Origin of the sequence: Streptomyces sp. VTCC 41912 (assembly GCF_045799175.1) — a bacterium.
GTDB lineage: Bacteria > Actinomycetota > Actinomycetes > Streptomycetales > Streptomycetaceae > Streptomyces > Streptomyces albulus_C.
Genome location: NZ_JBJMAB010000006.1, coordinates 104935 through 129907 on the forward strand (window position 1 = coordinate 104935; position 24973 = coordinate 129907).

The 24973-nt window shown below is 72.8% G+C and carries 17 protein-coding genes; 12 read left to right on the forward strand and 5 right to left on the reverse strand.

The annotated features are described in order from the left end of the window. The first annotated feature begins 95 nt into the window (after positions 1–95). Positions 96–3197 (forward strand): AAA family ATPase, encoded by a 3102-nt coding sequence (locus tag ACJ6WD_RS11815; protein ID WP_407615795.1) that lies wholly within the window; start codon positions 96–98, stop codon positions 3195–3197. Between the two features lie 14 nt (positions 3198–3211). Here ACJ6WD_RS11815 and ACJ6WD_RS11820 read toward each other — a convergent pair whose 3' ends face one another. The 3 genes from ACJ6WD_RS11820 to ACJ6WD_RS11830 all read right to left on the reverse strand — a co-directional run bounded on the left by ACJ6WD_RS11820 (position 3212) and on the right by ACJ6WD_RS11830 (position 5862). Further along, the gene (locus tag ACJ6WD_RS11820) at positions 3212–3406 is read right to left on the reverse strand and encodes a DUF6191 domain-containing protein (RefSeq protein WP_233658458.1); all 195 of its coding nucleotides are present in this window, start codon (positions 3404–3406) and stop codon (positions 3212–3214) included. Positions 3407–3482: 76 nt separating this feature from the next. Continuing rightward, entirely contained in the window at positions 3483–4658 is a 1176-nt protein-coding gene (locus ACJ6WD_RS11825; RefSeq protein WP_407615754.1) for a PQQ-dependent sugar dehydrogenase, read from the reverse strand. 163 nt (positions 4659–4821) lie between these two features. Then, positions 4822–5862 (reverse strand): aldo/keto reductase, encoded by a 1041-nt coding sequence (locus ACJ6WD_RS11830; protein WP_233658462.1) that lies wholly within the window; start codon positions 5860–5862, stop codon positions 4822–4824. Between the two features lie 89 nt (positions 5863–5951). On the opposite strand from ACJ6WD_RS11830, the gene ACJ6WD_RS11835 reads away from it, so the two are divergent. From ACJ6WD_RS11835 to ACJ6WD_RS11865, 7 genes are all read left to right on the forward strand, one after another. Beyond that, positions 5952–6944, forward strand: coding sequence for a 2-hydroxyacid dehydrogenase (locus tag ACJ6WD_RS11835; RefSeq protein ID WP_233658464.1), 993 nt, complete (start codon positions 5952–5954; stop codon positions 6942–6944). A 274-nt stretch (positions 6945–7218) separates the two neighbouring features. Next, positions 7219–10113, forward strand: coding sequence for a putative bifunctional diguanylate cyclase/phosphodiesterase (locus ACJ6WD_RS11840; RefSeq protein WP_374206811.1), 2895 nt, complete (start codon positions 7219–7221; stop codon positions 10111–10113). Between the two features lie 233 nt (positions 10114–10346). Next, positions 10347–12203 (forward strand): acetolactate synthase large subunit, encoded by a 1857-nt coding sequence (locus ACJ6WD_RS11845; protein WP_016575312.1) that lies wholly within the window; start codon positions 10347–10349, stop codon positions 12201–12203. Between the two features lie 41 nt (positions 12204–12244). Beyond that, on the forward strand, positions 12245–12769 hold the full coding sequence (gene ilvN / locus ACJ6WD_RS11850) for an acetolactate synthase small subunit (protein WP_016575311.1): 525 nt from the start codon (positions 12245–12247) through the stop codon (positions 12767–12769). Positions 12770–12871: 102 nt separating this feature from the next. Further along, the gene (gene ilvC, locus ACJ6WD_RS11855) at positions 12872–13870 is read left to right on the forward strand and encodes a ketol-acid reductoisomerase (protein ID WP_016575310.1); all 999 of its coding nucleotides are present in this window, start codon (positions 12872–12874) and stop codon (positions 13868–13870) included. Between the two features lie 295 nt (positions 13871–14165). After that, positions 14166–15788 carry a phosphoglycerate dehydrogenase gene (serA, locus tag ACJ6WD_RS11860; protein ID WP_233658466.1) on the forward strand — a complete coding sequence of 541 codons (1623 nt, stop codon included), beginning with the start codon at positions 14166–14168 and terminating at the stop codon, positions 15786–15788. Positions 15789–16091: 303 nt separating this feature from the next. Further along, complete coding sequence (locus tag ACJ6WD_RS11865; RefSeq protein ID WP_267952747.1) at positions 16092–16811, forward strand: PRC-barrel domain-containing protein; 720 nt, start codon at positions 16092–16094, stop codon at positions 16809–16811. Between the two features lie 99 nt (positions 16812–16910). Here the strand turns inward: ACJ6WD_RS11865 and ACJ6WD_RS11870 are convergent, their stop codons facing one another. After that, entirely contained in the window at positions 16911–18638 is a 1728-nt protein-coding gene (locus ACJ6WD_RS11870; protein ID WP_407615755.1) for a TIGR03767 family metallophosphoesterase, read from the reverse strand. Positions 18639–18924: 286 nt separating this feature from the next. Here ACJ6WD_RS11870 and ACJ6WD_RS11875 point away from each other — a divergent pair, with 286 nt between their 5' ends. Next, entirely contained in the window at positions 18925–20151 is a 1227-nt protein-coding gene (locus ACJ6WD_RS11875) for a serine hydrolase (protein ID WP_233658468.1), read from the forward strand. 35 nt (positions 20152–20186) lie between these two features. Here ACJ6WD_RS11875 and ACJ6WD_RS11880 read toward each other — a convergent pair whose 3' ends face one another. Further along, positions 20187–21488: a PucR family transcriptional regulator gene (locus ACJ6WD_RS11880; protein ID WP_407615756.1), complete on the reverse strand. Its 1302-nt coding sequence runs from the start codon at positions 21486–21488 to the stop codon at positions 20187–20189. Positions 21489–21693: 205 nt separating this feature from the next. On the opposite strand from ACJ6WD_RS11880, the gene ACJ6WD_RS11885 reads away from it, so the two are divergent. The 3 genes from ACJ6WD_RS11885 (at position 21694) to ACJ6WD_RS11895 (ending at position 24972) form a co-directional block, all read left to right on the forward strand. Then, the gene (locus ACJ6WD_RS11885; protein ID WP_016575027.1) at positions 21694–22620 is read left to right on the forward strand and encodes a proline dehydrogenase family protein; all 927 of its coding nucleotides are present in this window, start codon (positions 21694–21696) and stop codon (positions 22618–22620) included. Between the two features lie 244 nt (positions 22621–22864). After that, entirely contained in the window at positions 22865–24505 is a 1641-nt protein-coding gene (gene pruA, locus ACJ6WD_RS11890; protein ID WP_233658470.1) for an L-glutamate gamma-semialdehyde dehydrogenase, read from the forward strand. A 335-nt stretch (positions 24506–24840) separates the two neighbouring features. Continuing rightward, the gene (locus tag ACJ6WD_RS11895) at positions 24841–24972 is read left to right on the forward strand and encodes a hypothetical protein (RefSeq protein WP_016575025.1); all 132 of its coding nucleotides are present in this window, start codon (positions 24841–24843) and stop codon (positions 24970–24972) included. Position 24973 lies beyond the last annotated feature (1 nt).

Sequence of the window (24973 nt, forward strand, 5' to 3'; positions counted from 1 at the left end):
GCCGCCGCCAGGACCCGCGCACCATGACCCTGCGGACCAGCGGGAACGTCCCCGGTGTGCCGGAAACCACTGCCGCAGTGTCGGACCCCTGTGCGATGCTCGGCACCGTGGAGAGCAGACCCATCAGCCCCGTCTTCGTCGGCCGCGCGCCCGAACTCACCGAGTTGGGCGACGCGCTGGCGCGGGCCGGCGCGTCCCGCGAGCCCCAGGCCCTGCTGATCGGCGGCGAGGCCGGAGTCGGCAAGACCCGCCTCATCGAGGAGTTCTGCGAGACGGCCCGCGGCGGCGGCGCGCAGGTCGCGCTCGGCGGCTGCATCGAAATCGGCTCCGAGGGCCTGCCGTTCGCCCCGTTCTCCTCGATCCTGCACACCCTCAACGCCCACCTGCGCGACGAACTCGCCGCGGCCGTCGCGGGCCAGGAGGGCGAACTGGCCCGCATCCTCCCGGAACTCGGCGAGACCGCCGGGGAGATCAGGGACGAGGAGATCGGCCGGGCCCGGCTCTTCGAGCTCACCGCCCGCCTGTTGGAGCGGCTCGCCGCCCACCGCACCCTCGTCATCGTCGTCGAGGACCTCCACTGGGCCGACCGCTCCACCCGCGAGCTGCTCGCCTACCTCCTGCGCGCCCTGCACGACGCCGGCATCGTCCTGATCGCCACCTACCGCTCCGACGACATCCACCGTCGCCACCCACTGCGCCCCTTCCTCGCCGAGATCGACCGGATGCGCACCGTCCGCCGCATCGAACTGGGCCGCTTCAACCGCGACGAGGTCCGCTCCCAGATCGCCGGGATCCGCGGCAGCGAGCCCGCGGAGGACACCGTCGACCGCGTCTTCAAGCGCTCCGAGGGCAACGCCTTCTTCGTCGAGGAGCTGGCCCGCGGCCTCGCCGACGGCTGCCTCTACGGCCTCAGCGACCCGCTGCGCGACCTCCTGCTGGTGCGCGTCGAGGCGCTGCCCGAGGACGCCCAGCGGGTGGTGCGGATCGCCGCCGAGGCCGGCTCCACCGTCGAGCACGAACTCCTCGCCGCCGTCTGCCAGATGCCCGAGGACGACCTCATCGAGGCGCTCCGGGCCGCCGTCGGCAGCAACACCCTCGTCCCCACCCAGGACGGCACCGGCTACCGCTTCCGGCACGCCCTGGTCCGCGAGGCCGTCGTCGACGACCTGCTGCCCGGCGAGCGCACCCGCCTCAACCGCCGCTACGCCCAGGCCCTGGAAGCCGACCCCGGCCTGGTCCGCGCCGAGGTCGGCGCCACCCGCCTGGCCAGTTACTGGTTCAAGGCCCACGATGCCGCCAAGGCACTGCCCGCCGTCCTCGCCGCCTCCGTGCAGGCCCGCCGCCGCCACGCCTACGCCGAGCAACTGCGCCTGCTGGACCGCGCCCTGGAGCTGTGGGACGACGCCCCGCCGGAGGTCCGCCGGGGCGTCCGCCCGCTCGACTACGCCGAGGGCTACCCGGCCTGCGGCTGCGACGACGACGCCCTGCGCTTCCTGGACCTGCTCGCCGAGATCGCGGTGGCCGCCCGCCTGTCCGGCGACAGCGAGCGCGCCTTCATGATCACCAAGCGGGCGCTGCGCCGACTGCGCACCGAGAACGACCCCCTGCGCACCGCCTGGTTCCTCATGCAGCGCTCCCGGCTCTGCCAGGGCACCGGCCGCGGCGACGGCTGGGAGGACCTGGGCCGCGCCCAGGAGCTGATGCGCGGACTGCCGCCGTCCTCCGTGCACGCCACCGTGACGGCCGCCGTCGCCAGCTGGCAGATGCTCCACGAACCAGGCCCCGGCACCTTCACCACCGCCGAACGGGCCGTGGAGCTGGCCCGACTGGTGGGCGACGAGGAGGCCGAGCTCAACTCCCGGGTGACGCTGGCCGGACTCTCGGTGGACGCCGGGGACGTCGAGGCGGGCCTCACCGAGTTCCGCACCGCCCTCGACCGGGCCGTCGAGCGCGGCTACTTCGCCGTCATCGGCCGCGGCCACGTCAACCTCCCCGGCACCCTGGAGGGCGTCGGCCGCTCCCGCGAAGCCGTCGAGGTCACCGACCAGGGCACCGAACTCACCACCCGCTACGGCCTGAAGAACTCCACCAGTTGGGTGCTGAGCAACCGCTCCGAATCGCTCCAGTCCCTCGGCCGCTGGCCGGAGGCCGGGCAGGCGGCCACCGAAGCCCGCCGCCTCGCCCAGAACTCCCTCGCCCTCGCCCTGGCCGCCAGCCGCCTCACCGTCCTCGCCCTGGACACCGGCGACCTCACCGCAGCCGAGCGCGAACTGGCCTTCGCCCAGGAGCACTACGGCACCCACGACCCCCAGCCCCAGCACGCCCTGCCCATGGTCCGGCACGCCCTGCGGCTGGCCGCCCGGCAGGGCCGGATCCTCGACGCCCGCACCCTCCTCGTGCGCTCCGCGCTGGACGCCGGGTTCGCCCCCGGCCTGCACCGCTACGCCTGGCCGCTGCTGTGGTCGGCGGTCACCGCGGAGGCGGACGCCCGCGGGCTGCCCGCCGCCGACCCCGGCCGGCCCGAGATCCTCGCCCGCATCCGGGACGCCGCCAAGCGGCTGGCCCGGCTCTCCCCGGTGTGGGACGCCTACGGCACGGCGGTCGAGGCGGAACTCCGCCGCGCCGAGGGCCGGGACTCCCCGGACGCCTGGGCCGAGGCGGTCGCCGCTTTCACCCCGGTGGAGCGGCCGCACGAACTGGCGTGGTGCTGCCGCCGCTGGGCCGAGGCACTGCTGCACGGCACCGAGCGGGCCACCGCCGGCCTGGACGGCCGCACCCCTCGCGAGGTCGCGGTGCTGCTGCTCGGCCAGGCGCACACCGCCGCCGTCGAGCTCGGCGCCCGCCCCCTCGTCGGCGAGCTCGAACTCCTCGCCCAGCGCGCCCGGATACCCCTCGCCGGCCGACCGGCACCAGGGACGGCCCGCGCCGCGGCCGGCGCACCGCCGCCCGCCGCCCCCGCCGAGTCCCTGGGGCTGACGCCCCGCGAGCGGGACGTGCTCCGCCTCGTCGCCGACGGCCGCAGCAACCGCCAGATCGCCGACACGCTCTTCATCTCGCCGAAGACCGCCAGCGTCCACGTCTCCAACATCCTCGCCAAGCTGGGCGTTTCCGGGCGAGGCGAGGCGGGCGCGGTCGCCCACCGGCTGCGGCTGTTCGCCGAGCCGGCGCCGGAGAAGGACCCGGCGCCGACCGCGTAGGCCCGGCCGGGCGGTCAGCCGCCCGCGCCGCCGTCCGGTGCGGGCGGCTGCGGCCGCGACCGGACGACCACGACCCCGGACGCCAGGTCTATCGGCCCCGTCCCGGGCTCCCCGTCGCCGACGTCGTCGAGCACCAGCGACATCCGCTGGCGCTCCTCGTCGGTGTGCTTGCGGCCGGGCGCGAACAGTTCTTCCACGACGTTGAACACGGTGCCCCCTTCGGCGCGATCACTGCGGATGCACCCGTCCCCGGCACCGAGTCTACGCAGACCGCCCACAAGGGGATCAGCTCACCTCCAGGCGGAGGATCCGGTCGTCCCCCGAGCGGGGCCGGCCCCGGCCGTCGGTGTTGCTGGTGACCAGCCACAACGCCCCGTCATCCGCCGCCACCACGGTCCGCAGCCGCCCGTGGGCGCCGGTGAGGAACGCCTGCGGTGCGGCCACCGGCCTCGTCCCGTCGAGCGGGATCCGCCACAGCCGTTCGCCGCGCAGCGACGCCATCCACAGCGAGCCCTTGGCGTACGCCAGTCCGCTGGGCGAGGCGTCCGCGGGCTTCCACACCAGCACCGGATCGGCGTACCCCGGCGGCACCGCACCGCCCGTCCGCTTCCCCTCGACCTGCGGCCAGCCGTAGTTCCGCCCCGGCTCGATCAGATTGAGCTCGTCCCAGGCGTCCCGCCCGAACTCCGAGGCCCACAGCCGCCTGTCGGCGTCCCAGGCGAGCCCCTCGACGTTGCGGTGGCCGTAGTCGTACACCACCGAGTCGGGCTCCGGGTTGCCGTGCGCCGGCTCGCCGTCCGGGGTCATCCGCAGGATCTTCCCGGCCGTCGACTTCTTGTCCTGGGCCAGCGCCTTGTCGCCGGTCTCGCCGGTGCTCGCGTAGAGCATCCGGTCCGGGCCGAACGCCAGCCGCCCGCCGTTGTGGAAGCGGCCCTTGGGGATGCCCTTGAAGACGGTGTTGGGCGCGCCCAACCGGTTGCCGGGATCCCGCCGCTCGTCGTAGATCATGCGCGCGATGCGGTTGTCGGACGCGGTGGTGAAGTACGCGTACACCTGGTGGTCGGTGCCGAACGACGGGGCCACCGCGAGCCCCAGCAGGCCGCCCTCGCCGCCGGGCGCCGCCCCCGGCACCGAGCCCACCTCGGTGACCTTCCCGCCGTGCGCGGCGACCCGCACGATCCGCCCGGTGTCCCGCTCGCCGACCAGCAGGTCCCCGCCGGGCAGCACCGCCACCCCCCACGGCGACTTCAGGCCGGTGGCCAGCGTCCCGGTGACCCGCACCGTCCCCTTGGCGGGCGGCACCACGGCGGACGCGGACGGACTCGGCGTCGGCGAACCGGGCCGGTGCGCCGGCCCGACGGACCCCGCACCCCCCGCCGCCGGCCCCCCGCCGGACGAACATCCGGCCACCAGCAGCAGACAGGCGGCGGCCAACACGGCCTTGTGGGAACGGCGTTGCACGGCAGATTCCTCTCGTCGGCGGCGGGCCGGACCAGGACACCACATCACCCGTCACCCACCGGACCCACGCGCCCGACCCGCCGCACGGACCCACCCGCTCACCCCCGCCCGGCGCCCTTCCCACCACTCACCGAAGGCGCACCCCGACGCTCCGCGCAGTGCCCTAGTACCACGACTCCCGAGCCCGCGGCAGCGCGGCGATCTCCCGCAGGTCCTCCGGGGCGAGCGCCAGCTCCGCGGCGTTGGCGTTCTGCGCCACCCAGCGCTCCTTCTTCGTGCCCGGCACAGGAACCACATGGCTGCCCTGCGCCAGCACCCAGGCCAGCGCCACCTGCCCGGGAGTCGCCCCGTGACGAGCGCCGACCCGGCGCAGCCCGGCCACCACCGGCTGGTTGGCGGCCATCATCTCGGCGGTGAACCGCGGGTGCCGGGCCCGTATGTCCTCCGGTTCGAAGCCCTGCCCGGGGGTGAGGGTGCCGGTCAGGAAGCCGTTGCCCAGCGGCATCGCCGCCAGCAACCCCACCCCGCGCGACTCGCACCACGGCAGCAGCTCCACCAGCGCCTCCGGCGACCACACCGACAGCTCCGCCTGCACGCTGCTCACCGGGAACACCTGCTGGACGCGCTCCAGTTGGCGCAGCGTCCCGGCATGCAGCCCGGAACCGCGCAGCCCCCGGCCCCCGGGCACCAGCCGCCCGTCCCGGAGGGCCCGCGGCGTCCGCGCGGCGCGCGCCCCCACCGCGCACAGCCCCAGCGCCCGCACCTTCCCGGCCGCGACCAGCTCCGCCATCGCCCCCCAGGTCTCCTCGACGGGCACCTCGGGGTCCGCGCGGTGCAGTTGGTAGAGGTCGATGTGGTCGGTCTGCAGCCGCCGCAGCGACGCATCGCAGGCACGCTTGATGTAGCCGGGGCGCCCGTTGGCGACGATGTGCTGATCCCCGGCGAGCAGCCCGCACTTGGTCGACACGAAGGCGTCCTGCCGCCGCTCCTTAAGCACCCGCCCCACCAACAACTCGTTGGTGAACGGGCCGTACATGTCCGCGGTGTCCAACAGGCTGCACCCCCGGTCGAGGGCGGCGTGCAGCGCCCGCACCGACCCCTCCCCGCTGCGCTGCGACTCGCTGTAGCCCCAGCTCATCGGCATGCAGCCGAGCCCGATCGCGCCCACCTCCAGGGCCGCCGCGCCGATTGTCCTGCGCTCCACCTGGTCGTGCCTCCGTCCCCTCGCCCCCCGATCAAGGGCCAGACCAAACTAACGTCTGAACCAAACGTCTCTTCGCATAGCCTCGGGCCATGGCAACAGCAGACCCGCACGCAGCCCCCGGCGACGTATGGCTCCCGATCCCGCCGGACGACATCGACGGCCTCCCCGACGGCCTCAACTACGTCCACTGGGACGCCGGCCCCACGTACCCGGCCGACCCCGCCCGATGCGTCTTCTACGCCGTCCCGTACATGAAGCCCGCCGACGTCTGCCTGCGCCCGCTGCTGCGGATGGACCGGGTGCGCGTGGTGCAGACCCTCACGGCCGGCGTCGAGCACATGCTCCCCGCACTCGACGGCCTGCCGTCCGGCGCCCAGTTGTGCAACGCCCGCGGACTGCACGACGCCAGCACCGCCGAACTCGCGCTCACCCTGACGCTGGCGGCCCTGCGCGGCGTCCCGGGCTTCGTCAGGGCGCAGGACGCGGGGGAGTGGAGGCCGGAGTTCCGGCCGGCGCTCGCCGACAAGTCGGTCCTCATTGTGGGCTATGGTTCGATCGGCAGTGCCATCGAGGACCGGCTCATGCCCTTCGAATGCGCGCGGGTCATGCGCATCGCGCGCACCGCCCGTGACACCGTGCGCGGTCCGGTGCATCCACTGTCCGAGCTGACCGCCCTCCTGCCCGCGGCGGACGTCGTCATCCTCGCCACCCCCCTCACCGAGCAGACGCGTGGCCTGGTCGGACGCGATTTCCTGGCCCGGATGAAGGACGGCGCACTCCTCGTGAACGTCGCCCGCGGCGCGGTCGTCGACACCGCGGCGCTCCTCGCCGAACTGGAGTCGGGACGACTCCGGGCCGCCCTCGACGTCACCGATCCGGAACCCCTGCCCGCCGGCCACCCGCTGTGGCACGCTCCCGGCGTGCTCGTCACTCCACACGTCGGGGGCCCCAGCTCTGCCTTCCTGCCCCGTGCGAAGCGGCTCCTGCGCGGTCAGTTGGCGCTTTTCGCGGCCGGCGAGCCCGTCCGGCACGTCGTCGCCACCGCACCGGAATCCCGAGTGGATCGCTCTACGAGGCCGTAGGACTGCGCTCTGTATCTACAAATCCCCAGGTTGTCACGCTCCGTAGAGGCACTATGTCCCTGAGTGACGGATCTGGTGTATCGTCCCGAGCGGGGATGCGCCGGGATCGTCACGGCGCGATACGAAAGATCCGGAACCGAGGGGGGCGACGGGCGATGTACTGCCGATGGATGATCCGCGAGCCACGCGATCCACGACCGCCCGCAGCAATGTCACCGGGGCCACGGACGCGCCGTTCCCGACGCGGCCCGGCCCGGAAGAACGGAAGAGCACGGTGAGCGCCCCGGGGGCCATGCTCTCGCGCTCGCCCGCGCAGACCTCAGGTGCCCCGAGCCCGGTGCCGCAGGTCGCGCTGGCCGTCGTCTGCGGGGGTTACGCCGTGGGCTCCACGATGGGCTGGGGGTCACCCCGGACCGCCGCGATCATGGGGGACTTCGGACTCAGCTTCGCGGCCCTCGTTGCGGCCGTCTCCTGCGGCCTGTACGCCCGCAAGTACGCCACGCCCTTCCGCCCGGCCTGGGTCCTGTTCGCCATCTCCTCCGGGATGGCCGGCCTCGGCAACGGCGTCTGGGGCTGGTACGAAGTCGTCCGGGTCGCCGCGGTCCCCAGCCCGTCCATGGCCGACTTCTGCTTCCTGCTGTTCGCGCCGCCGGCCATCGTCGGCCTGCTGGTGCTCGCCAAGCGACCGGTGACCAGGGCCGGTTGGGTCTGCCTCGGGCTCGACGCCTGGCTGATCGCCGGCTCGCTGCTGACCCTGTCCTGGAGCCTCGCGCTCGCGCACACCGCGCACTTCCAGGGCCGCACGGTCGCCCAGAGCGCCCTCTCGCTGGCCTACCCACTGCTGGACATCGTGCTGGTGAGCATGGTCCTGGCGCTGCACTTCCGGCGCTCCTCCGTGCACCGCTCCGCGATCAACACCGCGATCGCCGCGCTCGCGGTGACGGTGCTGTGCGACGCGCTGTTCAGCTCCCCGCTGCTGCACGACCACTACCGCTCCGGCCAGATCCTGGACGCCGGCTGGTTCGCCGGCTCGATGCTCTTCGCCTACGCCCCGTGGGTGGGCCGCCGCACCGGCGCGGAGGCCGCCGCCGAGGAGGCCCGGCTCGCGGCGCGCCGCCCGCTGCCGTCCGGCAGTCGCCCCATCGCGGGCTCGCTGGCCGCCCTGACCCCGTACCTCGCCGCCGCCGTCTGCACCCTGGGCATCCTCACCAACGTCCTGGACGGGCGGCGCATCGACCGCGTGGTGCTCTTCACCGGGTGCACGGTGGTCCTGGCCCTGGTCGTCCGACAGGGCATCATGCTGCTCGACAACATCACCCTCACCCAGGAGTTGGCGCAGAAGGAGAACCACTTCCGCTCCCTGGTGCAGGGCTCCAGCGACGTCATCATGATCGCCGCACCGACCGGGGTACTGCGCTACGTCAGCCCCGCCGCCGCCGGGGTCTACGGCCGGGACGCCGAGGAACTGGTCGGCTCCGAGCTGGCCTCGCTGATCCACCCGGAGGACCTGGGCCGGGTCGTCCACGAGGTCCGGCGCTTCCTCGCCGCCGCACCCGAGGTCGAGCCGACCACCCGGATCGAGTGCCGCTTCCGGGCCGGCGGACAGCGCGCCGGCGGCAACGGCTGGCTCAACGTCGAATCCACGGTCAACCGCCACCACGGCGGCCTGATCTTCAACTCCCGCGACGTCACCGAGCGCGTCCGGCTCCAGGCCCAGCTCCAGCACAACGCCTCCCACGACACGCTCACCGACCTGCCCAACCGCGCACTGTTCACCGAGCGCGTCACCAAGGCCGTCACCGGCCGCCGGGCCACCGACCACGACACCGCCGTGCTCTACATCGACCTCGACGGCTTCAAGCAGGTCAACGACACCATCGGACACCAGGCGGGCGACGAGCTGCTGATCCAGGCGGCCCGCCGGCTGGCGGAATCGGTGCGCGCCGGCGACATAGCGGCCCGGCTCGGCGGCGACGAGTTCGCCGCGCTCATCACCGGTGACGGCACCCGGGACCTCGCGGCCCGCGAGTTCCGCATCCTGGAGATCGCCGACCGGCTGCGGGTGCGGCTCTCCGAGCCGTACCGCATCGACGGCCGGGACGTCCGGGTCGCGGCCAGCATCGGCGTCGCCTTCGCCGAACCGGGCATCAGCCCGGCGGGCCTGCTGCGCAACGCCGACCTGGCGATGTACCGCGCAAAGCAGGCCGGCAAGGGCCGGGTCGAGCTCTACGCACCGCAGATGCAGGACGAGGTCGCGCACCGCGCCGAACTCGCCAGCAAGCTGCGCACCGCCCTCCAGGACGGCGAGTTCGCCCTGTTGCACCAGCCGGTGGTCGAGCTGGCCAGCGGCAAGATCACCGCGGTGGCCGCGCACGCCCGCTGGCGGTCCGCCGAGGGCATCCTGTTCACCCCGGCCGAGTTCCTCCGGGTCGGCGACCGCGGGCGGCTCACCGACGAGGGCGGCGAGCGCGCCGCCGAGCTCGGCCGGTGGCAGCTGGAGGAGGCCGTGGCACAGGCCGCCGTGCGGCACCGCGCCGGCCACCAGGTCCCGGTGGCGGTCCGGCTCTCCGCCCGTCGCCTGCTGGACCGCGCACTGACGCCGAAGGCCATCGAGGCGCTGCTCGCGCGGCACGGCCTCCCCTCGGGCGCACTCGTCCTGGAACTGTCCGAAAGCGACCCGCGGATCCCGCTGGACGACCTGGAGCGCCGACTGGTCGCGCTGCGCCGTCTGGGGGTCCGGATCGCGTTGGACGGCTTCGGCAGCGGGGACGCCGCGATGAGCGCCCTGCGCCGGCTCCCCATCGACGTCCTGCGGTTGGACCGCGGGCTGATCGACGGGGTGGTGGAGTCCGCCCGGCTCCACAAGATCACCGCGGGGTTGCTGCGGATCACCTCCGACCTCGGCATGCACGCGGTGGCCGAGGGAGTGGACCTGCCCGAGCAGGTGCTGGCCCTGCGCTCCATGGGGTGCACACACGGCATGGGCCTGGCCTTCTCCGGGCCGCTGGACGAGCCCCGGCTCCGCCGGGCGCTGACCCGCGGCAGTTACCCGGTGCCGGACCTGACCGGTCAGGGGCGGTCCGTGGTGCTCAGTGGCAGCCGTCCGGTCCGGCGGAGTGCCGGCGCCGGGGCCGGTGAGACAGGAGCGTCCCCCGTTGCGCCCAAATAGTGAGACCTCCGTCCCACCCACTTGACACTCGGTGCGCCAGAGGGGGAGGGTCAGTGCCATGCGCACCCGAATTCTCGTACTTGGAAAGCGCGTCGGCTGAAGCTGGGCCCCTGACGAACCCAGCTGACCACACCGGCGCGCTCCCCTCGCTTGCCTCACGGCACGAGGGGTTTTTTGTTGCATCGCAACCTCACAAATCCCGTCAAAACCCTCAGCTTCGAGAAGAGACGCAGATGACCGAGCAGGCCACCGGGGCCCACCATCCGCAGCCGCGGGCCCGTAACTCCGGCGGATCGCACCAGCCCGCGACCGTCGAGCACGTCACGGGAGCGCAGTCCCTCATCCGTTCGCTGGAGGAGGTCGGGGCCGACACCGTGTTCGGCATTCCCGGCGGTGCGATCCTTCCGGCCTACGACCCGATGATGGACTCCTCGAAGGTCCGGCACGTGCTGGTGCGGCACGAGCAGGGCGCGGGACACGCCGCCACCGGATACGCCCAGGCCACCGGCAAGGTCGGAGTCTGCATGGCGACGTCCGGACCGGGCGCCACCAACCTGGTCACCCCGATCGCCGACGCGCACATGGACTCCGTCCCGCTGGTCGCGATCACCGGCCAGGTGGCCTCCAAGTCGATCGGCACGGACGCCTTCCAGGAGGCGGACATCTGCGGCATCACCATGCCGATCACCAAGCACAACTGGCTGGTCACCGACCCGGCCGACATCCCCAAGACGATCGCCGAGGCGTTCCACGTCGCGTCCACCGGTCGCCCCGGCCCGGTCCTGGTCGACATCGCCAAGGACGCCCTCCAGGCGCAGACCACCTTCGTCTGGCCGCCGCACACCGAGCTGCCCGGCTACCGGCCCGTCACCAAGCCGCACGCCAAGCAGATCCGCGAGGCGGCCCGGCTGATCGCCGAGTCCAAGCGCCCGGTGCTCTATGTCGGCGGCGGCGTCCTGAAGGCCGGTGCCACCGCGGAGCTCAAGGTGCTCGCCGAGCTGACCGGCGCACCCGTCACCACCACCCTGATGGCCCTGGGCGCGTTCCCCGACAGCCACCCGCAGCACCTGGGCATGCCCGGCATGCACGGCGCGGTCACCGCCGTCGCCGCGCTGCAGAAGGCGGACCTGCTGATCACCCTCGGCGCCCGCTTCGACGACCGGGTCACCGGCAAGCTGGACTCCTTCGCCCCGTACGCCAAGGTCGTGCACGCCGACATCGACCCGGCGGAGATCGGCAAGAACCGCGTCGCGGACGTGCCGATCGTCGGCGACGCCCGCGAGGTCATCGCCGACCTGATCGTCGCGGTCCAGGCCGAGCACGAGGCCGGCCACAAGGGCGACTACAGCGCCTGGTGGAAGGACCTCAACCGCTGGCGCGAGACGTACCCGCTGGGCTACGACCTGCCGGAAGACGGCAGCCTCTCCCCGCAGCAGGTCATCGAGCGGATCGGCAAGCTCGCCCCGGCCGACACGATCTTCGCCGCGGGCGTCGGCCAGCACCAGATGTGGGCCGCCCACTTCATCGACTACGAGCAGCCCGCCACCTGGCTGAACTCCGGCGGCGCCGGCACCATGGGCTACGCCGTGCCCGCCGCGATGGGTGCCAAGGCCGGCCAGCCGGACCGCACCGTCTGGGCGATCGACGGCGACGGCTGCTTCCAGATGACCAATCAGGAACTGGTCACCTGCGCGCTCAACAACATCCCGATCAAGGTCGCCATCATCAACAACGGCGCCCTGGGCATGGTCCGCCAGTGGCAGACCCTCTTCTACAACCAGCGGTACTCCAACACCGTGCTGCACAGCGGTCCCGAGGACATCAACCCGGAGGCCCGGGGCACCCGCGTCCCGGACTTCGTGAAGCTGTCCGAGGCCATGGGCTGCGTCGCGATGCGCTGTGAGGACCCGGCCGAGCTGGACGCGGTCATCGCCAAGGCCAACGCGATCAACGACCGCCCGGTCGTCGTCGACTTCATCGTCCACGAGGACGCCCAGGTGTGGCCGATGGTCGCCGCCGGCACCTCCAACGACGAGGTCATGGCCGCCCGGGGCGTCCGTCCCGACTTCGGCGACGGCGAAGACGACTGAGCCAGGACGAACCGGACGCACGGAAGAAGAGAGAAGACGACATGTCCAAGCACACGCTCTCCGTCCTGGTGGAGAACACCCCCGGCATCCTCGCCCGGATCGCCGCGCTGTTCTCCCGCCGCGGCTTCAACATCGACTCGCTCGCGGTCGGGGTGACCGAGCACCCCGACATCTCCCGCATCACCATCGTGGTGAGCGTGGAGTCGCTGCCGCTGGAGCAGGTCACCAAGCAGCTCAACAAGCTCGTCAACGTCCTGAAGATCGTCGAGTTGGAGCCCGGCTCGGCCATCCAGCGCGAACTGGTCCTGGTGAAGGTCCGCGCCGACAACGAGACCCGCTCGCAGATCGTCGAGATCGTCCAGCTCTTCCGCGCCAAGACCGTGGACGTCTCGCCGGACGCGGTCACGATCGAGGCCACCGGGTCCAGCGACAAGCTGGAGGCCATGCTGCGGATGCTGGAGCCGTTCGGCATCAAGGAGCTGGTGCAGTCCGGCACCATCGCCATAGGCCGTGGTGCCCGCTCCATCACCGACCGCTCGCTGCGCGCACTGGACCGTACGGCCTGATTCCCGCGGTCCGTTCGGACCGTATGGCGAGACCCCCCGACTTTCCCCACCCTGCCCGACATAGTGTGTGGGCACCCCGCTAGATCCAAGGAGATACCCGAAGTGGCCGAGCTGTTCTACGACGACGATGCCGACCTGTCCATCATCCAGAACCGCAAGGTGGCGGTCATCGGCTACGGGAGCCAGGGTCACGCCCACGCGCTGTCCCTGCGCGACTCGGGCGTCGACGTGCGCGTCGGTCTGCACGAGGGCTCCAAGTCCAAGGCCAAGGCCGAGGAGCAGGGCCTGCGCGTGGTGACCCCCGCCGAGGCGGCGGCCGAGGCCGACGTCATCATGATCCTGGTGCCGGACCCGATCCAGGCCAAGGTCTACGAGGAGTCCATCAAGGACCACCTGAAGGACGGCGACGCGCTGTTCTTCGGCCACGGCCTGAACATCCGCTTCGGCTTCATCAAGGCCCCGGCCGGCGTCGACGTCTGCATGGTCGCCCCCAAGGGCCCGGGCCACCTGGTCCGCCGTCAGTACGAAGAGGGCCGCGGCGTGCCGTGCATCGCGGCCGTCGAGCAGGACGCCTCCGGCAAGGCGTTCGAGCTGGCGCTCTCCTACGCCAAGGGCATCGGCGGCACCCGTGCCGGCGTCATCAAGACCACCTTCACCGAGGAGACCGAGACCGACCTGTTCGGTGAGCAGGCGGTGCTCTGCGGCGGTGCCTCGGCGCTGGTCAAGGCCGGCTTCGAGACCCTGGTCGAGGCGGGCTACCAGCCCGAGATCGCCTACTTCGAGTGCCTGCACGAGCTGAAGCTGATCGTGGACCTCATGTACGAGGGCGGCCTGGAGAAGATGCGCTGGTCGGTCTCCGAGACCGCCGAATGGGGCGACTACGTCACCGGCCCGCGGATCATCACCGACGCCACCAAGGCCGAGATGAAGAAGGTGCTCGCCGAGATCCAGGACGGCACCTTCGCCAACAACTGGATGGCGGAGTACAACGCCGGCCTGCCGAAGTACAACGAGTACAAGAAGGCCGACGAGGACCACCTGCTGGAGACCACCGGCAAGAAGCTGCGCAAGCTGATGAGCTGGGTGGACGACGAGGCGTAAGCCCCGGGACAGGGGGTCGCGGCACCGCTCGCGGCCCCCTGTCCGCATGCGGCGGCGCCGCGTTCACGCGCGCCGCCGCACCACCTTGTCCACCGCGTAGAACCACGCATGGGTGATCCTTACGCTTCGGCACAGACCGCGCCGGGCCCCGCCACTACACTGCTCGACACAAGCGCGTCAGGCTCACAGCGTCGTGCGTCTTCCACGCGGCTTTCCCCCATACCGCCTTCGGCCGTTGGGACGGCCGTCCTCCCCCACTGCCTCCAGGGCGTGGGAGGCACCCGCAGCGGACTAGATGAGGACTGAAGACCACGTGAGCACTGCCAACCCGGGTAAACCCGTTGTACTGATCGCCGAGGAACTGTCGCCGGCCACCGTCGACGCCCTCGGCCCGGACTTCGAGATCCGGCACTGCAACGGCGCCGACCGCGCCGAACTGCTGCCCGCCATCGCCGACGTCGACGCCGTCCTCGTGCGCAGCGCGACGAAGGTCGACGCCGAGGCGATCGCCGCCGCCAAGAAGCTGAAGGTCGTCGCCCGGGCCGGGGTGGGCCTGGACAACGTCGACGTCTCCGCCGCCACCAAGGCCGGCGTGATGGTCGTCAACGCCCCGACCTCCAACATCGTCACCGCCGCCGAACTGGCCTGCGGTCTGCTGGTCGCCACCGCGCGCAACATCCCGCAGGCCAACACCGCGCTGAAGAACGGCGAGTGGAAGCGCAGCAAGTACACCGGCGTCGAGCTCAGCGAGAAGACCCTCGGCGTGGTCGGTCTGGGCCGGATCGGCGTGCTGGTCGCCCAGCGGATGTCCGCCTTCGGCATGAAGGTGGTGGCCTACGACCCGTACGTGCAGCCGGCGCGCGCCGCCCAGATGGGCGTCAAGCTGCTGACGCTGGACGAGCTGCTGGAGGTGTCGGACTTCATCACCGTCCACCTCCCCAAGACCCCCGAGACCCTCGGGCTGATCGGCGACGAGGCGCTGCACAAGGTCAAGCCGAGCGTCCGCATCGTCAACGCCGCGCGCGGCGGGATCGTCGACGAGGAGGCGCTGGCCAGCGCGCTCAAGGACGGCCGGGTCGCCGGCGCCGGCCTCGACGTGTACGCCGTCGAGCCCTGCACCGACTCGCCGCTGTTCGCCTACGACCAGGTCGTGTGCACCCCGCACCTGGGCGCCTCGACGGGTGAGGCGCAGGAGAAGGCCGGCATCGCGGTCGCCAAGTCGGTGCGGCTGGCGCTCGCCGGCGAGCTGGTGCCGGACGCGGTCAACGTCCAGGGCGGTGTGATCGCCGAGGACGTCAAGCCCGGGCTGCCGCTGGCCGAGCGACTGGGCCGGATCTTCACCGCGCTGGCCGGTGAGGTCGCCATGCGCCTCGACGTCGAGGTGTACGGCGAGATCACCCAGCACGACGTCAAGGTGCTCGAACTCTCCGCGCTCAAGGGCGTCTTCGAGGACGTCGTGGCCGAGACGGTGTCCTACGTCAACGCCCCGCTGTTCGCGCAGGAGCGCGGCGTCGAGGTGCGGCTGACCACCAGCAGCGAGTCGCCCGAGCACCGCAACGTGGTCACCGTGCGCGGCACCCTGGCGGGCGGCGAGGAGGTGTCGATCTCCGGCACCCTCGCCGGGCACAAGAACGTCCAGAAGATCGTGGCGGTCGGTGACCACTCCATCGACCTGGCGCTCGCCGACCACATGGCGTTCCTGCGCTACACCGACCGCCCCGGCGTCGTCGGCACCGTCGGCCGGATCCTGGGCGAGGCGGGCATCAACATCGGCGGCATGCAGGTCGCCCGTGCCGACGTCGGCGGCGAGGCGCTGGTCGTGCTCACGGTCGACGACACCATTCCGGCGAACGTGCTGGCCGAGATCTCCGAGGAGATCGGCGCGACCTCGGTGCGCGCCGTGAACCTCACCCACTGAGCCACCGGTTCTCGCAGGTCAACGGGCCCGGTCCCCGCCTCGGCGGGGGCCGGGCCCGTTGCCGTCGGGGCCCGTGCGGACGTTCCGGCTCCAGTACGAGCGACGGCTGATCCGTCAACGATTCACCCGAACGGCGTAGCGGGGGGTGGAGGCGGGCGGTGGTGGGTGGCCCGCCAGCGCCGTCGCGCGGCTGCCGGGGCCCGGTGTCGGCGGTGCCGCCGGGTCGCTGGGGCGACGTTCGCGGCGCGCAATGGGAAGTGCGCGTGCCGTGGAGCGGGTGCGCGCGGAAGGAGGCAGGACGTCATGAACGCACCCCTGGGTGGCACGCCGCAGAGCCTGACCGGGCTGCACGTGGTGGACGTGGAGGGCGCGAAGGTGGGCCTCGTCCAGCAGGTGTACCGGGACGACGCCACCAACGAGCCCGAGTGGATCACCGTGCGGACCGGGTTGTTCGGGATCAAGGAGACCTTCGTGCCGCTGGCCGGGGCCCGGCGCACCGGTGACGAGCTGCACGTCCCGCACACCAAGTCGACGATCAAGCAGGCACCGCGGATCGACGCCGAAGGCCATCTCGATCCGTCCGAGGAGGAGCGGCTCTACCGCCACTACGGGCTGATCCGGCCGGGGGCGACGGAACCGACCGGACCGACCGGTACACCGAGCGTGGGGGCCGGTGGTCCGGCCGGGCCCACCGGGGCGGCCGGCACGCGGGGGCCGGTGGGGGAAGAGGCGGGGCGGCCGGGCCGGGCGCCCGCGGAGCCCACCGAGCAGCACCGCACCCGGGCCGGTGGCGAGCGCAACAAACTCACCGACGCCCGGACCCGGGACGACGCCCGCCCGATGGCGGTCTCCCGCGGCGCCGAGGATTCCCACGACACCGGGCGGTCCGGGGAGCAGTTGGAGTTCGACACCGAGGCCGACGAGGCCGGCGGACCGCCCCGACGGAAGGGGGCGGCCGACGACGAGCGGCCGTGGCGCGGCCGGGACGAGCGCGGCGGACCGGGGACGGACCGGCCGCGCTGAACCGGACCGGGGCGGCGGACCGGCAACCGGAACCGGAGCCGGGGCCGGAGCCGGAACCGGGGCCGGGGCGGATCCGGGCCGGTGCCCGGGTCCCGCGGTTCACTTCCCGGGACGGGTGAGCAGCAGCTCGGTGTTGTGGTCGGCGGCGGTGCCGAGCTTGGCGTCCGGGGTGGCGTAGGGGTCGTTGTAGGACAGTTCGCGGTAGAGGGCGGCCAGCCCGGCGTCGGACGTGTCCGTGACGTCGGTGGTGTACGGGGCCGCGGACTCGATGAGGGTGGTGAACAGGGACAGCGTGCCGTCGCCGTTGTCGGCCAGCTCGATGATCCGGGCGTGCTGCGGATAGTCGACGTGCGAGGCGGTGTTGATCTCCCAGAAGGCGCGCTCCGGCACCGGGTGGCCGTGCGGGGTGATGCGGTTCTCGTGGGTGTGGCCGTTCACCCAGGCGACGACGTTCGGGTAGCGCTGGAGCAGGTCGACCAGGGTCTTGCCGTCGTGCCGCGCCTCGAAGGGGTGGTACGGGTCCGGCAGCAGGTTGCCCATGCTGGTGCTGGTGTGGTGGCTGAAGAGGACGATGAGTGCGTCGCCGCCGCTGCCGCGCACCGTACGGCCGTCGGCGTCGTACCAGCGGCCGCTGTGCCCCTGGAGGACCGACTCCAGCCAGCGCAGCTGGGCGGTGCCCACCGAACCGTCCGCCCAGCCCGCCCGGTTGGTGGTGTCCAGGCTGATGCCCAGGACGCCCTCGGCGAGCGGGAAGGAGTAGTAGAGGCGACCGCTGGCCGCCGCGTCGGAGGTGAAGCCGTGGCCCACCGGGCCCGCGCCGGTGTACGCCGGGTCCAGATGGGCCTTGGCGAACTCGGCCGGGGTGAACGGGCGGCGCCGCTCGTCCGGTGTGATCTTGCGGATCGCGCCGCCCCCGGACAGCAGCGCACCGAGCAGCGTCGCGGCGTGCGCCGGGTCGTTCTTGAGCGCGTCCGCGAGCCGGGCCGCGGCGGCGTCGTCGCAGCCCTCCAGCTTCCGGTCGCCGGTGTACAGCTCGCCCAGCAGCCCGAGGTCGGGCAGGGTGCCCTCGATGCTGTCGTCGTGGTTGCCGACCGTGGTGTACCAGGGCACGGACAGGCCGGGTGCGGTGAACGGGCGGGTCGCGCCGGTCAGGAAGCCGGGTATCTGCGGCAGCCCCTTGGCCTTGTAGGCGTCCTGGAGCGCGGACTCCGGGTTCCAGAACGCCGCGTTGCCGGAGTTCTGCACGCCTTCGTAGCGCCGGGGGTCGCCGCTGCTGGGGGTGATCCGGCCGCCGCTCATCACCGTCAGGTACCAGTCGAGCTCGATCTGCTCGTGGTTGTCGGTGTTGTCGCCGGTGGCCATCACCGAGCCGAACGGCAGGTCGGTGTACGGGCCCCGGCGCACCGCGTTGACCCGCTCGACCAGTGACGAGGCGCCGCGCACGGTCAGCGCCTCCTGCGGGCGGTACGCGCTGTCGTTGAACCGCGCCAGGTACTCGAACCGCACGGGCGATTCGACGTCGGCCAGGTGCAGGTCGGTGAACTGCACGAACGAGGCGAGCCCCGTGCGCCGGTCGTCCCGGCCCGCGCCGGCGCCGGCCAGGTCGCCGCGCACCACCAGCGGCCAACCGGGCCCGGCCGCCAACCGCTTGTACGCGCCGGTGCCCACCGGGCGGGCGGCCTGCTCCAGCGTGGTGCCCCTGGTGCGCACGGCCCGGGCCGCGGTGACGGCCAGCGCCTGGTCGTAGGAGGTCGCCGACCACAGGGCGGCGCCCGCCACCGCGGCGGACATTCTCGACACGAACTGGCGGCGGTTCATCCCGGTCATCGAATCCCCCTGGGGCGGTGGTGCATGGCGGCAGGCAGCAGTGCCCGGCGGGCCGTCCCGGCAGCGGGGGCCCTCGGTCGGCCGACACGCTACTTGCCGGTAGCGAGGTGCAACAGGTCCTGTGGACAACGGCTTCATGGACAACAGGTGGCGTCCCGGGGCACTCCGGGGCATCCGGCGACGCCGCCTCGGGCCTCCGACAACGCTCAACTCCCACAACGGAGTTCGGCGTCCTTCCCGTCACACGGCCGCGCCCCGCGCCGTCGACGACGGGAGAAATCCGCCCATGCAGCGCCGAAGCGCACGCACGTCCCTGCTGGCCCTGACCGTGGCGTCCGTGGTGGCGGCGGGGCCCCTCGCCGCGCCCGCGCAGGCCGCCGACACCGCGGCGAACGCACCGGCCCGCGCGGCCGGTTCACGCCACGCGGCGACGCAGGCCGCGTTGGGGAGACTGGTCGAGGCGGGCGGGCAGCCCGGTGCGTTCGCCCGGGTCGACGACGACGCGGGCACCTGGACGGGTGCGGCCGGCTTCGCGGACACCGCCACCGGACGGCGGCACACCGCCGACCAGCACTTCCGCGCGGCGAGCAACACCAAGCCGTTCATCGCCACGGTCCTGCTCCAACTGGCCGCCGAGGGACGGCTCGACCTGGACGACACCGTCGACGACTGGCTCCCCGGACGCGTGCGGGGCCACGGGCACGACGGCCGCACGATCACCCTGCGCCAACTGCTCAACCACACCAGCGGCGTCTTCAACCACACCGATGACCCGGTCTTCCGCGAACGCTCCGCCGGCGCCGGCTTCCCCGCGCACCGCTACGACACCCACCGGCCCGAGGACCTGGTGGCGGTCGCGATGCAGCACCCGCCGACGAACGCGCCGGGCGGGCCGCCGCACTACTCGAACACCAACTACGTCCTCGCCGGGATGGTCATCGAGAAGGCCACCGGGCACCCCTACGCCCACGAGGCCACGCGCCGCATCCTGCGACCGCTGGGGCTGACGGAGACCTCGTTCCCCGGCACCGACCCGACGCTGCCCGCACCGCACCCGGTCGGCTACAGCCGGCTCCACGACCCCGCCCCGAACGCCCCGGTACACGACGCCACCGAGCAGGACATGAGCTGGCTGGGCGCGGCCGGCGAGATCATCTCCACCACCCGCGACCTCAACCGCTTCCACCGGGCGCTGCTCGGCGGCCGGTTGCTGCCGCCCGCCCAGATGGCGGAGCTGCGGCGCACCGTTCCGGCGGGCGAGGGCTACGCCTTCGGGCTCGGGGTGGACGCCGTCGAGCTGTCCTGCGGGACGACGGTGCTCGGCCACACCGGCCGGACCAACGGCTCCCTGTCCGCGATGTTCGGCACGCCGGACGGGCGGCACCAGCTGACGTTCGACGTCAACGGCGACTGGTTGCCGGATCCGGCGCTCTACGTCGACGTGGCCGAGGCGGAGTTCTGCGGCGCGGCGCCGGCCGGGGGAGGCCGGCCCGCGCCGCCGCCGGCCGACTGACCCGAGGGCCGGCCGCCGTCAGAGCCGCGCCGCTGTCAGAGCCGCGCCGCCTTCAGTGCCATGTGCAGCAGCAGCCGGTCCGCGCCCTCGTCCAGGTCGAGGCCGGTCAGCTTCTCGACCCGGCCCAGGCGGTAGTACAGCGTCTGGCGGTGGATGCCCAGCTGCTGCGCGGTGCGGCCGGCCTGTCCCGCGCAGTCCAAGAACGCCTCGGCGGTCCGGGCGAGTTCGGCGTGCGCGGGGGCCAGCAGCGGTCCGACCGCGGGGTCGGTCGGGGTGGCGGGGAGGGCGGTCAGCATCCGGTAGGCGCCGAGGGTGTGCCAGGCGGCGACGGGGCCGAGCCGGGGTTCGGCGCGGGCCGCGCGGGCCGCGTCCAGGGCCTGCCGCCAGGAGGTCGCCAGGTCGGTGAGCTCCCGGGTGGCGAGCCCGATCCCGGCGGCGGCCAGGGAGGGGCGGGCCCCCGCCCGGCCGGCCGGGCTCGGGGCGCTCCCCGCCCGCGGGGAGCGCAGCAGGTGCTCGGCGGCCGTGTGCGCCGGCGTCAGCGACCCGGTCTGGCGCAGCCGGACGAGCGCGGCCAGTGCGGGCTCGGTCCGTGCCCGGCCGGCGGCGCCGGAGCCGGCCCCGGCGGGCGCGTCCGGGCGGTCCGCGCCGTCCGGCGGGCCGCCGGCGGCCGTGGGCAGCGGACAGGCCGCGAGCAGCCCGGGCAGGCTGGGCAGCGGAGCGGTGTCGGTGGCGGCGGCGTCCCAGGGCAGGACCGCCACCAGGGTGAGCGGGGTGCCGGGGGCGAAGCGCAGGGTGTCCCGCAGGGCGTCCCGCAGCGCGGCCGCCGCGGCGGCCCGACCGGCGCCCGGGGAGGTCAGCAACTCCCGCAACACCTGGGCGAGTTCGGAGCCGGCCCGGGACTCGTCGGCCAGCAGCGCGCCGATCCGCGCGGCGATCTCCATCGCCTGGGCCATCCGGGGGTCGGGCGGGGCGCTCGCGCCGCCCAGCTCCAGGTCGGTCAGATGACCGTCGTCCAGCAGCCACACGTACCCGTGCACCACCCCGCGGTGCCGTACGGGGAGACAGATCCGGCCTTTGAAGACCCCGGCCGCCGGGTCCGGGGGGATCCGCAGCGGCGCGGTGGCGCGGGCGATGCCGAACGCCTCGAACCACGCGCGCACCGCCGCCGAGGACCGCCGCTGGAGGATCGAACGGGTCCGCACCGGGTCCATGACCTCGTCGTCCTCGCTCTCGTGCGCGCCGAACGCGATCAATCCGAAGTCCCGGTCCTCCAACGTCGCCGGCGCCCCGAGCGCCGCCGAGATCTCGTCCACCAACTGTTGGTAGTCCCCGCGCACCGCCGCCCGACCCCTCTCCTGTCGCAGCCGTCACCTGCCTCCCATTCTCATACATCTGTCTGAGATGCCGGCCACGAAGGCGTGACAGCTGTCGATGGCCGGAAAGTGGCGAGATCCTTAAATTTCAGGTGGCTCATCTTGCCGCCGCGACCGCCCGATCGGCGCCCGCCCCGGCATTTGTCATCCTGAATCGTGGAGGTGCCCCATGCTGGGTCCCGTGCTCCTCGCCGCCGCGCGCAGCGACAGCATCCGCCGCGTCGTCGCGGCCGCTCCGGTCACCCGCCCCGTGGTCGAGCGGTTCGTCGCGGGCGAGCGATTGGACGAGTCGATGGCGGCCGTGCGGCTGCTGGCCGCCCGCGGCATGGAGGTCACCCTCGACCACCTCGGCGAGGACATCACCGACCCGGCGGAGGCGCTGCGCAACCGCGACGCCTACCTCCAGCTCGCCGGCGCCCTCAAGGAATTGGGGCTCGGCGCCCGGGCCGAGATGTCGGTCAAGCTCTCCGCCTTCGGCCAGGCGCTGTCCGGCGGGCACGACCTCGCACTGCGCAACGTCACTCCGGTGGTCGAAGCCGCCGCCGAAGCCGGCACCACCGTGACGCTGGACATGGAGGACCACACCACCGTGGACTCCACCCTCGCCATCCTCGGCACGCTGCGCGAGCGCTTCCCCCAGACGGGCGCGGTGCTCCAGTCCTACCTCTTCCGCACCGAGGACGACTGCCGCGCACTGGCCGGGGAGGGCTCCCGGGTGCGGCTGGTCAAGGGCGCGTACAAGGAGCCCGCGACGGTCGCGTTCCAGGACAAGCGGGAGGTCGACCGGGCCTACGTGCGCTGCCTGAAGATCCTGATGGCCGGACAGGGCTACCCGATGGTCGGCTCGCACGACCCGCGGATGGTCGCCATCGCCCAGGAACTGGCGCACCGCAACGGCCGCAAGCCCGCCGACTACGAGTTCCAGATGCTGTTCGGCATCCGCGAGGCGGAGCAGCAGCGACTGGTCGAGGAAGGCCACCGGATGCGGGTCTACATCCCCTACGGAACCGACTGGTACGGCTACTTCATGCGCCGCCTCGCCGAGCGCCCGGCCAACCTCGCGTTCTTCCTGCGGTCCCTGGCCACCCGCGGCTGAGGACCTCCCCACACCTGCGGCCGGGGGAGACCCCGGCCGACCCGGGACCCGCCTTTGCGGTTCTTTTAGCACCGTATGGGTGGATCCTGGGGGACGGGGGAACGTACCGGGACGGCACCCCCACCGCCGGTCACCCCCGGCCACCCGCCGTGGCAGCGGCCTCGGCACGACCGACGTACACCGACGTACGACAACGGAAACGATCGCGAACCGACGATCGCAAGCGTAAGGAGACACGGCCACCATGGACGCTGTGACCCAGGTCCCCGTGCCGGTGAACGAGCCGGTGCACAGCTACGCCCCGGGCAGCCCGGAGCGCTTCCGCCTGGAGGCCAAGCTCAAGGAGCTGGCCGGCAACCCCATCGAGCTGCCGATGACCATCGGCGGCGCGCGGCGGATGGGCGGCGGCGAACGCTTCGACGTCGTACAGCCGCACCACCACTCCGCCCGCCTGGGCACGTACGCCAACGCCACCGTCCAGGACGCCCAGGAAGCGGTCGACGCCGCGCTGGCCGCCGCCCCCGCCTGGCGCGCGATGTCCTTCGACGACCGGGCCGCGATCATCCTCAAGGCCGCCGACCTGCTGGCCGGCCCCTGGCGCGAGACGATGGCCGCCGCCACCATGCTCGGCCAGTCCAAGACCGCCCAGCAGGCCGAGATCGACACGCCCTGCGAGCTCGTCGACTTCTGGCGCTTCAACGTCCACTTCGCGCGCCAGATCCTGGCCGAGCAGCCCCCGGCGAACGCCCCCGGCGTCTGGAACCGCTCGGACCACCGCCCCCTGGAGGGCTTCGTCTACGCGATCACGCCGTTCAACTTCACCGCGATCGCCGGCAACCTCCCCACCGCCCCCGCCCTCATGGGCAACGTGGTGGTCTGGAAGCCGTCCCCCACCCAGACCTTCGCCGCGGTGCTGCTGATGCGCCTGCTGGAGGAGGCCGGTCTGCCGCCCGGCGTCATCAACCTCGTCACCGGCGACGGCAAGGACGTCTCGGAGGTGGCCCTGACCCACCCCGACCTGGCGGGCATCCACTTCACCGGCTCGACCAAGACCTTCCAGTACCTGTGGAAGACGGTCGGCACCAACATCGAGAAGTACAAGACGTACCCCCGCCTGGTCGGCGAGACCGGCGGCAAGGACTTCATCGTCGCCCACCCGTCGGCGGACCGGGCCGTGCTGAAGACCGCCATGACCCGCGGCGCCTTCGAGTTCCAGGGCCAGAAGTGTTCCGCGGCCTCCCGCGCCTACGTCCCGGCGTCCCTGTGGAACGCCGGCTTCAAGGAGGAGTTCGCCGCCGAGGTCGACGCCCTGACCATGGGCGACGTCACCGACCTGGCGCACTTCATGGGCGCCGTCATCGACGAGCGCTCGTTCGCCAAGAACAAGGCGGCGATCGACCGCGCCAAGGCCGACCCGACCGTCGAGGTCGTCGCCGGCGGCACCTACGACGACGCAGTGGGCTACTTCGTCCGCCCGACGGTCCTGGTCTCCACCGACCCGGAGAACGAGATCTTCAAGGACGAGTACTTCGGCCCGATCCTCGGCGTCCACGTCTACGACGACTCCACCGAGGGCGGCTACGAGGCCATGCTCGACCAGATGGAGTCCGCCTCGGCCTACGGCCTGACCGGCGCCGTGATCGCCCAGGACCGCGCGGCGGCCGCCGCCACCTGCGAGAAGCTGCGCTTCGCGGCCGGCAACTTCTACATCAACGACAAGCCCACCGGCGCCGTGGTCGGCCAGCAGCCGTTCGGAGGCGGCCGCGCCTCCGGCACCAACGACAAGGCCGGCGCCAAGCAGAACCTGATGCGCTGGACCTCCACCCGCTCCATCAAGGAGACCCTGGTCCCGCCGACCGACTACCGCTACCCGCACATGGGCTGACGCCCCCCGCCCGCCCGCGGCCCGGTGCCCCTTCCAGGGGTGCCGGGCCGCGGCCGTGGGCGGCGCCGGACCGCGTCCGAACCCGGCCCGTTCATGATCGCCGTCTCAAATAGTAGGAAGCCCAAGTAATTGTGCAGACATCACGGCCGGGCTGTCCTAGCTTTGTAGGAGCCGAACGTATCGCTCCACCAGCGAATGCGGATGCGGCCCGGCGCGCCCGCGCAGGTGACCCCTGCGGCGCCGCGGCCCCCGCCCTTCCGGCCACTCGCACCACCCACCCCTCTTCATCGACGCACCCGACCGTTCTCGGGGCTTTGGCATGGGAGACGCGCATCATGGCCGACACCACCGTCCGTAGGACCCGTCACTCCTCCCGTCAGATCAACGACGCCGACCGCCGCAACGCCGCGGCCGCCCTCCAGCGCGCGCTCGACCGCCGGGACAACGGCGGCTCCACCGGTCACTGAG

Excerpts from the sequence above, each read along its gene's own strand:
- ACJ6WD_RS11815 (WP_407615795.1), top strand. The coding sequence starts at position 96 with ATGCTCGGCACCGTGGAGAGCAGACCCATCAGCCCCGTCTTCGTCGGC.
- ACJ6WD_RS11835 (WP_233658464.1), top strand. The coding sequence starts at position 5,952 with ATGGCAACAGCAGACCCGCACGCAGCCCCCGGCGACGTATGGCTCCCG.
- ACJ6WD_RS11845 (WP_016575312.1), top strand. The coding sequence starts at position 10,347 with ATGACCGAGCAGGCCACCGGGGCCCACCATCCGCAGCCGCGGGCCCGT.
- ilvN (WP_016575311.1), top strand. The coding sequence starts at position 12,245 with ATGTCCAAGCACACGCTCTCCGTCCTGGTGGAGAACACCCCCGGCATC.
- serA (WP_233658466.1), top strand. The coding sequence starts at position 14,166 with ATGAGGACTGAAGACCACGTGAGCACTGCCAACCCGGGTAAACCCGTT.
- ACJ6WD_RS11865 (WP_267952747.1), top strand. The coding sequence starts at position 16,092 with ATGAACGCACCCCTGGGTGGCACGCCGCAGAGCCTGACCGGGCTGCAC.
- ACJ6WD_RS11870 (WP_407615755.1), bottom strand. The coding sequence starts at position 18,638 with ATGACCGGGATGAACCGCCGCCAGTTCGTGTCGAGAATGTCCGCCGCG.
- ACJ6WD_RS11875 (WP_233658468.1), top strand. The coding sequence starts at position 18,925 with ATGCAGCGCCGAAGCGCACGCACGTCCCTGCTGGCCCTGACCGTGGCG.
- ACJ6WD_RS11885 (WP_016575027.1), top strand. The coding sequence starts at position 21,694 with ATGCTGGGTCCCGTGCTCCTCGCCGCCGCGCGCAGCGACAGCATCCGC.
- pruA (WP_233658470.1), top strand. The coding sequence starts at position 22,865 with ATGGACGCTGTGACCCAGGTCCCCGTGCCGGTGAACGAGCCGGTGCAC.
- ACJ6WD_RS11895 (WP_016575025.1), top strand. The coding sequence starts at position 24,841 with ATGGCCGACACCACCGTCCGTAGGACCCGTCACTCCTCCCGTCAGATC.